We start from the raw sequence: 10,986 nt of genomic DNA on the forward strand, positions 1-10,986 counted from the left end.
TACGCCTGCGCCAACCCCGCGTGCGGTTGGGTCGGGCATGCCGACACCAACGCCGCGATCAATATCAAAAACGCCGTCGGAATGCCGGTGTCAGGACGTGGAGACCTCGGGGCTGCCCGGTCTGCGAAGCGTCAACCCCCGCGCGCCGCTTAACCGCGGCGCGACGGGAGAATCTCCGGCCTTCAGGCCGGGGAGGAGTTCAAGAAGCCGTTCTCCGAGGACCCGGCGGCCCGGACTTCGCAACGATCAAAGAGCTGACCGACGAGCAGGAGATCGAGCTGAACTGGGGCCACCCCGACAGCGGCGTCTACAGGGGAGCCGCCATCGGGCCGGCGCGGCATCGGATGCACGAGCTGACCGGGTTGGACATCCCGGCCATCAGCATTGACGGGCTCATTGCCGACGGTCCCACTCGCGTGGTGGTGGCCACGAACAGTGGCACTGATATCCACGCCAACCTGTGGAGGATGACCGTTCTCGAGTTGGTCGACGTGACGAACGGCAAGATCACTAAGAAGCGTTCGTTCTACCAGGACACTGCGCTTCTACGGGATATCTCACTCGAACGCGAGGCGGCACTCGCACAGAAGGCCGGAGAGGCCTGATCGCCCAGCACGCCTTTTCGCGCACGTCGCCGAAGCAGTATCGGATGCGCGCTGCCGAGCTGGGTGGATCCCGATCGTCGAGAACGCGACCGCGACTCAGGGCGCGGGGTCGCGCTGGCTTACCTGCTCGACCACCTCGAACCCGTACGCACCCAGCAGGGCGGCCATCTCCTCGGGGCTGAAGAAGGAGACCCAGGGCTCGCCTCCCTGGGCGGCGGCCCCCGCGATGGCCTGGGCGTACTGCCTGCCCGCCTCGTCGCGCAACTCCTCCGGCACGAGGTAGTCCAGGACGAGTTCGGTGCCGGGCGCGAGGGCGATGAGCATGCCGAGCGTCCGGCCGATGGCCTCGCGGGTGAGGTACATGCTGACGCCCAGCCAGCTCACGAACGCCCGCCGGGACGGGACGAACCCGCCCGCCACGAGCTGCTCGGTCAACGGCTCGTTCTCGAGGTCGACGGCGACGAACGAGACGGTGCCGGGGAGCGGGATTTCCGCTTCGGCGAGGAGTTCGCGTTTCCATCGCGAAGTCGCGGGATGGTCGACCTCGAAGACGCGTGTCTTCTCCGCTCGGTATCCGCGGTCGCGTCGAGCATGCGAGGGCTTTACGGCATGATCACGACAGGTTCGGGGTCACCATGGGATGACGCCGTCGTCCTCAAAGAACGAACCGGTCGGGCCGCCGTCGGGCAGCGTGGCCAGCCGGATCGCCGTGGCTGCGCCCTGCTCAGGAGTGCGGGGTCCATGGAAGCCGGTGAAGTCGGTCGCAACCAGGCCCGGGCAGGCGGCGTTGATCAGGATGTTCGTACCTGCGAACTGCCGGGCGTACTGCACGGTGACGGCGTTGAGGAACGACTTCGACGGCGAGTAGGCCGCCATGATGGGGCCGATCTCGATGTCCGGGTCCGCCTGCCGGGTCAGGGAGGCGACGGCACTGGAGACGTTGACGATGCGTGGCGACGCCGAGCGCTGCAGCAGTGGCAGCATCGCGTTGGTCACCCGGATGACACCGATGACGTTGGTCTCCACGACCGTGCGGACCACGTCGAGGTCGAGCGTGGTCGGGTCCTGCACCCACCCCGGCCCCGTCTCTCCTGAGATACCGGCGTTGTTCACCAGGACGTCCAGGCGCCCGGCCTGCCGTTCGATCAGTTCCGCGGCATCGGTGACGCTCTGGTCGCTGGTCACGTCCAGCGGCACCCCGAATGCGTCCACCCCGGCGGCGCGCAGCTTCTCAACGGCGGTCTCGCGCCGGGCATCGTCGCGGGCTCCCACGCCCACTCGGTACCCGAGGGCGCCCAGCCCGGCCGCAATTTCGTACCCGATTCCCTTGTTCGCGCCGGTCACCAGCGCGATCTTCGTTTCGCTCATGCCGTCGATGTTCGCTCGTGGACGAGCGGCGCATCCAACACCGATACAGTGCCCTGTCATACCTGGTAGGTATCACTGAGGTATGGTGTGGCCGTGGACACCTTGGAGACCCGCGAGTTGAGGTACTTCATGGCCGTCGCCGAGGAACTGCACTTCGGCCGCGCCGCCGAGCGCCTCGGCATGGCCCAACCACCGCTGTCCCGGGCGATCCAGCAACTCGAGCGGCGCCTCGGCGTCTCCCTGCTGAAACGTAACCGCCGCGGTGTCTCCCTGACCGGCGCCGGAGAGGTACTGCTGCAGGAGGGCCGCGCAGCCCTCGACGCGACCACCGCCGCCGCTCGCCGCACCCGTCGCGCCGGTGGCGCCGACAGACCAGGTGACCCCCGCAACCGCCTGGTGCTGGCAGTGAAGGCCGCCGCGTCTCACGAGCTGCTGCAGAAGCTCCTCGACGCCTACGCGGCCGAGCCTGACGCCGCCGAGATCGAGGTGCTACCGAGCGGCACGTGTGAGCAGGAAGAAATGCTGCGCGATGGCCGCGCTGATGTTGCGCTCATGCACGCGCCGTTCAACTCCCTCGCCGGATTCGACAGCGAGGAACTGATGACCGAGGGGCAGATCGCGATCCTGCCCGCCGGGCACCCCCTCGCCGCGCACAAGACTTTGTCCCTGGCCGACGTCAGCGACATCCCCGATCTGCCGCTCGCCCGCTGGTCCCGCCACGGCACGTATCCACCCGGCCCAGGCCCCGAGATCCACGACCAGACGCAGCTGGCCCAGCTGATCGCCCTCGGACGCACCGTGGCCGTCTTCCCCGACTCCGCCCGCGCCTGGCTATGGGCCGAGCACACCGCCGTCCCCTTGACCGACGCACCCCCCGTCGTCACCCACATCGCCTGGCCCGCGCACAGCCGCTCCCTCGCCCTCGCCGGGCTGATCCGCACGGCCACACAGCTATGACCCTCTCTTGCCTTCCATCGCCGCCATCACCCTGATGACACCTACCGTATCTTGGCCATCACCCCGCGCTACTTCGCGGACGGCACGAACGACAGCGGGGTCTGCACGATCGTCGGCAACAAGACCCCCGACCCGCCCATCGTGGCCTGCGGCGACGGGACCGGCACTTACGTGGACCCGCAGCCCGGCCTGGTCGATCTGTTTCCCGCCGGAGGTGCCCGCAGCGTGGTGTTCCAACCGCTGACCATCAAGCTGAGCGATGACGTGCGCACCTACTTCCCCTTCTACAGCGAAGATCGCACATACCTCGGCCAGACCCTCTGTTACAGCTGGGCCTATCACGTCCCATGCGAGCAGTCCGGGTGATCTTCCCGGTTTTCCCAACCCTCTTTCACACACGGGCGTCAACGGCGGAGACACCCACAACTACGGCTACGCCTACAGCCCCGCCGGCTGCATCTATGGCGGCGGCGACACCGGCTATGTCTTCAGTTTCGACGCCATCACCGGAGCCGCCGGCTGCTGACTCGCAGAACATCCTTGAGTCCTGTTCGGCCGTCTGCTCGTCGTGCTCAGGCATCTCAAGAACAGCCCCGATCAAGAGCAACTTCGCGAGCATCGGGTGTCGTCGACATCAGGATGACTGCGGTCGCTGTAGTCCCTGGAGGAGCAGTTCGACCAATCGGCGAGGGTCATAGCGCGGGTCGCTGTCATGTCCGATGCAGAGGTTGCCGATGCCGCGCATCAGTTCGTAGGCGTGCGTCCCGGGCCTGATTTCGCCGGCGTTGACTGCGGCGTCGAGCAACTGCGCACAGACGGGCACCAAGCGGTCGAGGAAGTAGGCGTGAAGCGCGTCGAAGCCGCTGCTGTCCGATTGCAGCGCGTTAGCGAGCCCGTGCTTCGTGACCAGGAAATCAACGAAGAGGTCGACCCACTGACGGAGTGCTGCGAACGGAGAATCGGCGTTGGTCAGCAAGGCCGGGCCGGCCTCGGCGCACGTCTCGATCTGGTGCCGGTAGACGGCGATGATGAGATCCGCTCGCGTCGGGAAGTGGCGGTAGATCGTGGCCGTCCCGACGCTGGCCTTGGCCGCGATGTCGCGGATCGGCGCTTCCACGCCTGACGTGACGAAGATCGCGGCCGCCGCGTCGAGCAGAGTCTCCTTGTTGCGCCGGGCGTCCGCCCGTTTGGGCCGGGCTGCGTGCCCTGCGCCCCGGTCGCTGTCGTTCATCGCGCCGTTCCCTCCACTACCGGGTTGCTAAACGGGACAATGTCCCATATCGTCAAACGGGACAAGGTTCCGTTTGCTCATGATGTCAGAGCAGGGGCCCGTCAACCAAACCACGCATTGTCGCCACGCACGCTCGACAGCGGCCTGCGGCGCGTCAACCCGGCTACATCACCCACGAAACAGCAAGGAAGATCTTCCTATGAGCGAATCAGCCATGGCGATTACGGACGAGGCGATCAGTGCGCCTGCTCCTGTCCTGTCGGTCAGTCCGGTAGTGCTGTCAGCTCCCGGCCGCGCCGTGGACCTGCAGGTGCGAGTCTCCGCGCCCATGACCGGAGGCGAGCTGCCGATCATCCTTCTCTCGCACGGTCAGGGCTACTCGAACAACCTCTCCTCGCTGAACGGCTACGCCCCACTCGCCAACTTCTGGGCGGCGCACGGCTTCGTCGTGGTCCAACCCACCCATCTGAGCTCGAAGACGCTGAACCTGAATTCTGACGACCCTGAGGCGCCGATGTACTGGCGATCGCGGGCCGAGGACATGAAGCGCATCCTCGACCAGCTCGACGAGCTCGAGGCCGCCGTCCCGCAACTCCTCGGGCGCCTGGACCGAAGCAAGGTCGCCGTGGCCGGGCACTCGATGGGCGGGCACACCGCGAGCCTGCTGCTGGGCGCGCGGCTCACCGATCCCCACGACGGAACGGAAGCGAACCTGGCCGAGCCCCGGATCAAGGCGGGTGTGCTGCTTGCCGCGCCCGGCAGAGGCGGCGATGCCGTCACCGAGTTCGTGGCCGAGAACTATTCCTTCTTCTTGACTACGGACTTCTCCGAGATGACGACGCCCGCGCTCGTGGTCGCCGGCGATAAGGACACCTCTGTCCACCTGACGGTTCGGGGTGCGGAATGGCACACCGATCCGTACTTCCTCTCCCCGGGCCCCAAGTCCCTGCTCACCCTGTTCGACGCAGAGCACGGGCTCGGCGGGATCTCTGGATATGACGTCGCCGAAACCACGGACGAGAACCCCGAGCGAGTCGCCGCGGTCGGCCGGCTCACCTGGGCCTACCTCCGCACCGAGCTCTACCCCGGGGATTCCGCTTGGCAGGCGGCGCGTGACGCGCTGACGGCCGGCCCCAATCCGCTCGGACGGGTCGAATCCAAGTAAGCCCAAACCCGACGGCGGGCCGCCACGTTGTGTACACCTGTCCGGGACCCGGTCTCGTTTCCCTTAGAGATCCCGTCCAGGTCGTCTTGACAGGAACCCGACCGCCGCCCCGTCCCCGCTGCGGCCCGACACCGCGTGGCTCGCCCGCGTCAGTGGTGAAAGGTGTGCGCTGCAGGCTCGGGGCGGGCGGGCGGCCTACGCGCTCGGCGAGAAGGTCAGGTCGAGCAGGGCGCTGGGGCGGGGTAGCGCCCCTGTCAGCGACGATTCCGGGGCCACCTGTGCGGGACGCGGAGCTGAGACGCGCATGGCCAGCGTTCTCGGGTGGTCCCGGCCGGGGTACTGGGTGAAGACCGCCGCCCGGCGGCCGCCGGAGACGGGCCAGCTGGCGCTCAGGGTGAGGGCTTGGCCCCTGTCGTCGTCGACATGCAGCATCCAGCTGATCTTCGTTTCGCCGACCCTCGCCAGGGACCGGGTGCCGATCAGGGCGCGGAAGGTGGGGGAGACCGCGTGCAGCCGCTGGAAGGTGATCGTGCCCCGATACATGGTGGCCTTCAAGTCGGATCCGTACTTGTCGGGGCGCTTGCTGGAAGCCGTGGCCAGCAGCGTCTTCAACGTGGCAGGCTCGAAGACATTGATCAGCTGGTCACCGTACGCCGCGGCGGTGGCGCTCCTGCGGCCCGCCGCCGCCCACGTCCTGCCCTCGGGCAGTACGGGCGCGTACAGCGGGCCGGACCGATACAGCCGCCCGCCCACCGCGATCGAGCGGTTGGGCTTGGACTCCGCCCCCACCTTCGCCGCGTCCCAGGCGCCCGCCTTCATCTGGTCACGCATCCGGAAACCGGGGCGAAGAGTACGGGTCATGTCAGCCGCACCCACACCTGCCCCGCCAAGCACCAGGACGCCGCGGTTCTCCACCTGGAAGATGTCCTCGTCGCGGCCGAGGTACAGACCGCTCAGCTCCACCACCCGCACCGCCTGACGCTTGGCGATCTGCTTCTTCAGCGAGGAGACCGGGTCGACGGCGGCCCGAGCGGGCGCGGGCGGGGTGACCAGCGCGGCGGAGACCAGGGTCGCGGCCAGCAGGGTGATCCAGCGTTTCATGGGCCCTCTCATCATGATCGGGAACGGACGGCACATTCTGCCGGTCCGCCCACGGCTGTGTCACGCGCCGGGAATGCCGGAGTCAGCCGGGAGATCGGTGACGGAGGTGGCCCGCAGCATAGGCGGCGCATCACGCGGCGATCACCTCCGCTGCCGGCCCGGACTTTGTGACCGCGGATCTGAGTGGATTCCGCGTGGCGATCGAGATCTGCCTTCTTCTGCGGGGGATGTGCACGAGGGCCAGATCGGCGGCAAGGACCGCATCGCGCTGACACTGCCCGAGATCCGCCGACTGCCGGCCGTGCTCGTGCTACCCGGCCCAACTCGATCAGCGACGTCCTGCGCTGGTCAGACTGGCGCCGCCGTCACCTGGCGACACTGCCACTACCAGCGCAGATCCGAATCATGATCGCAGAGTGTCACTGGAGTACTAGAGTTTGGTGGTCGCGGTGCGGTAGAACTCGGCTGCGGTGACGGTGGCGGGGACGCCGAGTTCGGCGGCGACCGCGGTGATCGCGGTGGCGCCGACGGCGAGGTCGGCTTGGCCGTCGGTGGTGAAATACGGTGCGATGAACGTCTCGTAGTGGGCGCGGACTTCGTCTGCGGTGTGTCGGCCGAGGAACGTCTGGATGTGCCGCACCGTGGTGTCGGGTTCGTTGTGGACCACCTGCAGGGCGCGCCGGTGGGCTCGTACGACGGCCTGGACCGCGGGGTCGTCCGGGTGGATGTAGGTGGGGTCGACGGCCACGCCCACGGTGGGGATCTGGAAGTGGTCGCCGACCCAGGCCGGCACCTGCCAGCCGTGCTCGGCGGCTATCGCCTCCGGTGCCATGGTGCTGCCGACCAGGGCGGCGTCGATCCTGCCGTCGTGCAGCCAGCGCAGGTCCATGCCGTAGTCGCCGGGCGGGCGGACGATGGTGTGGATGTCGCGGTCCGGGTCGAGGCCGGCCTGGCGCAGCACGATCCGGGTGAAGCAGCCGGGTGCGGTGCGGGGGGCGTGTACCGCCAGCCGTCGGCCGGCCAGGTCGGCCAAGGAGGTCAGGCCGGGGCGGGCGAGGAACCAGAACAGCGGGCGGTGGGTGTTGACATTGAGTGCGACCCAGGGGATGCCATCGGCCAGTCGGGACAGCAGCGCCCGGGCGAGCCCGATGGTGGCGCCGTGGCGCAGCCGTTCCTCGTCCCAGGAGCAGCCGTCGCGCAGCGCGACGTGCACGCCCTCGTCGGCGTAGTAGCCCTGCTGGTCGGCGATGTAGGCGACCAGTTCCTCGTGCAGGCCCCGCCCGACGTAGGCGAGATCGATCGTGTACATGAACGTTTTTCCTTGATCGTGTCACCGCCATGCGCCCGCGCGTGCCGCGGGCCCGGTTGCTGCGGCCCGTGGTGGGTGCTGAGGTGACGGTGTGCCGGATGCGGTCCGGCCGTCGGACAGACTGGGACGGTATGGCCGCGAGGACAGGGGGGCGTCAGTACATGGACATCCCGCCGTTGACCGCGGCCGTGGTGCCGGTCATGAAGGCGTTGTCCTCGCCGGCGTAGAAGGCGACCGCTTGGGCGACGTCGCCCGGGTGCGCCAGGCGGCCCAGGGGGGTAGCGGCCACCTGCCGCTGTTTGAGCTCCTCGTCGAGCACACGCGCCATGCGGGTGTCCTCCACCGGGCCGGGCTCGACGACGTTGACCGTGATGCCCCGCGGGCCCAGTTCCTGGGCGACGTACCGGGCGAACTGCGCCAGTGCGGCCTTGGCCGTGCCCAGTGCGATCATGCCCTCCCTGGGCTGGCGGCTGAGGCCGGTTCCGAGATAGATGATGCGTCCCCAGCCCTGTTCGGTCATGGCGGGCAGGACGGCTTTGGTGACCGCGAACGCCGCACGCATCTCGTCGTCGAGCTTCCCGCCCAGTTCTTCCCACGTCATGTCCTTAAACGGCTTGATCACGTACGGGGTGAGCGCGTTGTGCATGAGCACGTCGATGCCGCCCCATGCCGCCTGGACCTGCTCGATCATGCTCTCGACCGCCGCCGCCTCGCGCACGTCGGCCTGCACCGCCATGGCCTGGCCGCCTGCGGCCTCGATGTCGGCCACGACGTCCTCGGCTGCCGTGCCGCTGCGGAGGTAGTTGACCACCACGCGCATCCCTCGCGCGGCCAGAAGACGCGCGGTGGCCGCACCGATTCCGCTGCTGGCCCCTGTCACCAATGCCACCCTGTTGGTTGCCCCGGTCACGGGTCCACCTCCTGCTCATCATCGCGGGCCGTCGGCGAGTCGCTCATCATCGATGCCCGGGGTGTGCCGAGCGGATCGCCCCGTTGAGCACGGCGTCGCGGTCGCCCCCAGCAGATTCGCCGCAGTCTCGTCGAGCTCGCACGGCAACCGCGTGCGAGGTGAGCCGCCGCTCCAACGCGCCGCGGATGATCTCGCTCAGCAGCTCAGGCGGTCCCCGCCGGTGCCCGGCGCGCGGCGATGGTCAGCCGCCGTCGCCCTGTTCGCCTTTGTCCCGAGCATCGTTCTTGCCCGCGGCCGATCGAGTCCGGCGATCGAACTCGTCCTGGGCGCTGTCACTGTCCGGATGCCTGGCGGCCCGCAGACTGAATCCAGGCGGCGGCTTTTCCCTGGAAGGTCTAGGCGTGTTGCTAAGGATGAGGTCTACGGTGCCTGAGTGACTCCTGTGGATGTCTCGTCCGATGCCGTATCCGACGCGTACCGCGGTCAGTGGGATCTGTACTGGACCTCTCGCGGCACCGTGATCCCGCATGGCTTCCTACCGCTGCTGGATGAGTGGCAGGACATCGACGCGCGCGAGCGCCGGTTGAGCATCGAGAGCCAGACGCCGATCCTGATCGATCCGCAAGGCAGGATCGACCCGCGGCTGGCCGCCTTCTTCCGCCGGTCCCGCTTCTCCCGGCTGGCGATCGGCTCACGCCAGGCGTACGCCAAGGACTACCGGCTGTTCTTCTCGTTTTTGTGGTCCCGCAGCAAGAACTGGGACGAGGCCGACCCCGACGACCTGGACGACTACGAGGCTTGGCGGCGCCGCTCGACCGACAACCCATCGCGGATCAGCGGAGCCAAGTGGCAGCGGGAGCTGGCCGCGTTCAAGCTGCTCTACGACTGGGCCGTGGGCCATGGTCATGTGCGGCGCAGCCCGGTCGTGATGCTCACCGTCCGAGCTCGGGACGGTTCGGTGGTGGAGGTGGCGGCCAACAGCGCCAAGGACGTACGCACGGCGAACGTCAAGTGGGTGACCCCGCGCACGTTCCGGCTCTGGCGCGACATCGGGCTGCGCGGCTACACGGCCGCCGGACTGCCGGAGACGGGCTGGCGGGGCCGCAACGGCGGCCGCAACACCGCCTTCGCCGAGCTGCTGTTCGAGAGCGGGTTACGGCTACGGGAGGGCGGCTGCCTGCTCACCATCGAGGTCCCGGACGCCGTACTGCGACAGACCTACTACGAGGGCACAGTGGCCGCGGCGATCGCCAAGCGGCGCCAGCGGATGTTCTACGTCCACGCTGAGGCGATCAAGGCGGTGACCACCTACATGGCCACCGGCCGGCGGGCCGCGATCCGGCGCGCACAGCGCCGCGGTGCCTACGACCACCTGGTCGGCAAGCGCATCGTCACCAAGATCATGCTAGGTCGGACGCGGATCCTGGCCTGGGAAGACAGCGCGGGCATCCGGGGTGAGTCCTCGATCAGTTCACTGGACGCCGATGAGCGGCGGCGCCTGTTCATTCTGGGCCCGACTGGACTGGAGCCGCTGCAGCTCTGGCTGACCGAGTCGGGCATGCCAATGCGGCACGAGTCGTGGGAGAAGGTCTTCGACGCGGCGAACGAGCGGTGTCATCGCCATGGAAAGCCGATCAGTCTGTTCCCGCACGCCTGCCGGCACTCCTTCGCCCTGAAGATGCTGATCACGCTCCAGCGAGGACTCGATCAACGTTTCGGCCTGAACGCGGAGGAACGCCAACACCTGCGCGACGTCTATGAAGGGGCATTTCCCCTCGTCAGAGACCTGTTAGGGCACCAAAGCGAGGACACCACGCGCATGATCTACCTCGAGCCGGTCAACGGTATCCGGCTGGCGCAGATCCTGGATGACACCGAGGACCTGTCCGGCATCCTCTCGCGGGTGGCCACCGCAAGTCGACTCGTGATGGACGTCGGCCCGGACGGCGAGCCGTGATGGCCGGTCGGCATCAGCGTCGGGCCGCGCTCCCGAGCGCGGAGTTCGCCCGGCCGCGATCGCTGGACGCCACCGGGCTGATCGTCACCGTTTACGGGGAGAGCGGCGGAGTGGAGGGGGCATGTGACTTCACCGCGTTGCCGGGCAGCCTGGAGTTGCGGCAGGCCTTCGCCGCGGCGCTGGACCGAAAAGCCGGACCCGGGGGCACCTGGCGGTCCATCGAGACCTGCCGGGCAGGCCGCCGAGCTGTCGAGATCTTCCTGCGTTGGCTGAACGAACAAGAACGCCTGTCAACGGCCATGAGGATCCCCAGGTAGGTGGACTTGGGTTCTCTCAGCTGGCGGCCATCAGAAATCCATGCTGATGGCCGGGGTGGTCCTGAT

12 protein-coding genes and 1 pseudogene are annotated in these 10,986 nt (G+C 68.1%); 6 read left to right on the top strand and 7 right to left on the bottom strand.

Annotated features, from left to right (window positions below; translation table 11 throughout):
* A partial coding sequence (locus AB0J09_RS41095) for a hypothetical protein (protein ID WP_360703480.1) occupies window positions 1–605 on the top strand: 605 nt, incomplete at its 5' end.
* Window positions 606–701: 96 nt separating this feature from the next.
* On the opposite strand, the pseudogene AB0J09_RS41100 reads toward AB0J09_RS41095, so the two are convergent.
* Both AB0J09_RS41100 and AB0J09_RS41105 read right to left on the bottom strand, forming a co-directional pair.
* Window positions 702–1,160 (bottom strand): annotated as a pseudogene (locus AB0J09_RS41100) (SAM-dependent methyltransferase); the annotation flags it as partial.
* Window positions 1,161–1,235: 75 nt separating this feature from the next.
* On the bottom strand, window positions 1,236–1,973 hold the full coding sequence (locus tag AB0J09_RS41105) for an SDR family oxidoreductase (protein ID WP_360703483.1): 738 nt from the start codon (window positions 1,971–1,973) through the stop codon (window positions 1,236–1,238).
* A 93-nt stretch (window positions 1,974–2,066) separates the two neighbouring features.
* Here AB0J09_RS41105 and AB0J09_RS41110 point away from each other — a divergent pair, with 93 nt between their 5' ends.
* Window positions 2,067–2,930, top strand: coding sequence for a LysR family transcriptional regulator (locus AB0J09_RS41110; RefSeq protein ID WP_360703486.1), 864 nt, complete (start codon window positions 2,067–2,069; stop codon window positions 2,928–2,930).
* Window positions 2,931–2,981: 51 nt separating this feature from the next.
* Window positions 2,982–3,296 carry a hypothetical protein gene (locus tag AB0J09_RS41115; protein ID WP_360703488.1) on the top strand — a complete coding sequence of 105 codons (315 nt, stop codon included), beginning with the start codon at window positions 2,982–2,984 and terminating at the stop codon, window positions 3,294–3,296.
* A 25-nt stretch (window positions 3,297–3,321) separates the two neighbouring features.
* On the opposite strand, the gene AB0J09_RS41120 is transcribed toward AB0J09_RS41115, so the two are convergent.
* Together AB0J09_RS41120 and AB0J09_RS41125 are read right to left on the bottom strand one after the other, a co-directional pair.
* A complete protein-coding gene (locus AB0J09_RS41120) occupies window positions 3,322–3,549 on the bottom strand; it encodes a hypothetical protein (protein WP_360703491.1) in 228 nt (75 codons plus the stop codon).
* Between the two features lie 15 nt (window positions 3,550–3,564).
* On the bottom strand, window positions 3,565–4,161 hold the full coding sequence (locus AB0J09_RS41125; protein WP_360703493.1) for a TetR/AcrR family transcriptional regulator: 597 nt from the start codon (window positions 4,159–4,161) through the stop codon (window positions 3,565–3,567).
* A gap of 199 nt (window positions 4,162–4,360) precedes the next feature.
* Between AB0J09_RS41125 and AB0J09_RS41130 the strand changes: the two genes are divergently transcribed.
* Window positions 4,361–5,326, top strand: coding sequence for a chlorophyllase (locus AB0J09_RS41130; RefSeq protein WP_360703496.1), 966 nt, complete (start codon window positions 4,361–4,363; stop codon window positions 5,324–5,326).
* A 195-nt stretch (window positions 5,327–5,521) separates the two neighbouring features.
* On the opposite strand, the gene AB0J09_RS41135 is transcribed toward AB0J09_RS41130, so the two are convergent.
* The 3 genes from AB0J09_RS41135 to AB0J09_RS41145 form a co-directional block, all read right to left on the bottom strand.
* Window positions 5,522–6,427 (bottom strand): hypothetical protein, encoded by a 906-nt coding sequence (locus AB0J09_RS41135; protein ID WP_360703499.1) that lies wholly within the window; start codon window positions 6,425–6,427, stop codon window positions 5,522–5,524.
* 430 nt (window positions 6,428–6,857) lie between these two features.
* On the bottom strand, window positions 6,858–7,736 hold the full coding sequence (locus AB0J09_RS41140) for an ABC transporter substrate-binding protein (RefSeq protein ID WP_360703501.1): 879 nt from the start codon (window positions 7,734–7,736) through the stop codon (window positions 6,858–6,860).
* A 154-nt stretch (window positions 7,737–7,890) separates the two neighbouring features.
* A complete protein-coding gene (locus tag AB0J09_RS41145) occupies window positions 7,891–8,646 on the bottom strand; it encodes an SDR family oxidoreductase (protein ID WP_360703504.1) in 756 nt (251 codons plus the stop codon).
* Between the two features lie 433 nt (window positions 8,647–9,079).
* On the opposite strand from AB0J09_RS41145, the gene AB0J09_RS41150 reads away from it, so the two are divergent.
* Window positions 9,080–10,603, top strand: coding sequence for a site-specific integrase (locus AB0J09_RS41150; RefSeq protein WP_360703506.1), 1,524 nt, complete (start codon window positions 9,080–9,082; stop codon window positions 10,601–10,603).
* On the top strand, window positions 10,603–10,920 hold the full coding sequence (locus AB0J09_RS41155; RefSeq protein ID WP_360703509.1) for a hypothetical protein: 318 nt from the start codon (window positions 10,603–10,605) through the stop codon (window positions 10,918–10,920). The genes AB0J09_RS41150 and AB0J09_RS41155 overlap by 1 nt, the downstream gene beginning before the upstream one ends.
* The last annotated feature ends 66 nt before the right edge of the window (window positions 10,921–10,986 follow it).

Origin of the sequence: Nonomuraea sp. NPDC049784 (assembly GCF_040659615.1) — a bacterium.
Taxonomy (GTDB): domain Bacteria; phylum Actinomycetota; class Actinomycetes; order Streptosporangiales; family Streptosporangiaceae; genus Nonomuraea.

Coding starts and splice junctions, on each gene's coding strand:
- AB0J09_RS41140 (WP_360703501.1), bottom strand. CDS start 7,736: ATGTACACGATCGATCTCGCCTACGTCGGGCGGGGCCTGCACGAGGAA.
- AB0J09_RS41135 (WP_360703499.1), bottom strand. CDS start 6,427: ATGAAACGCTGGATCACCCTGCTGGCCGCGACCCTGGTCTCCGCCGCG.
- AB0J09_RS41130 (WP_360703496.1), top strand. CDS start 4,361: ATGAGCGAATCAGCCATGGCGATTACGGACGAGGCGATCAGTGCGCCT.
- AB0J09_RS41120 (WP_360703491.1), bottom strand. CDS start 3,549: ATGCTCGCGAAGTTGCTCTTGATCGGGGCTGTTCTTGAGATGCCTGAG.
- AB0J09_RS41155 (WP_360703509.1), top strand. CDS start 10,603: ATGGCCGGTCGGCATCAGCGTCGGGCCGCGCTCCCGAGCGCGGAGTTC.
- AB0J09_RS41105 (WP_360703483.1), bottom strand. CDS start 1,973: ATGAGCGAAACGAAGATCGCGCTGGTGACCGGCGCGAACAAGGGAATC.
- AB0J09_RS41125 (WP_360703493.1), bottom strand. CDS start 4,161: ATGAACGACAGCGACCGGGGCGCAGGGCACGCAGCCCGGCCCAAACGG.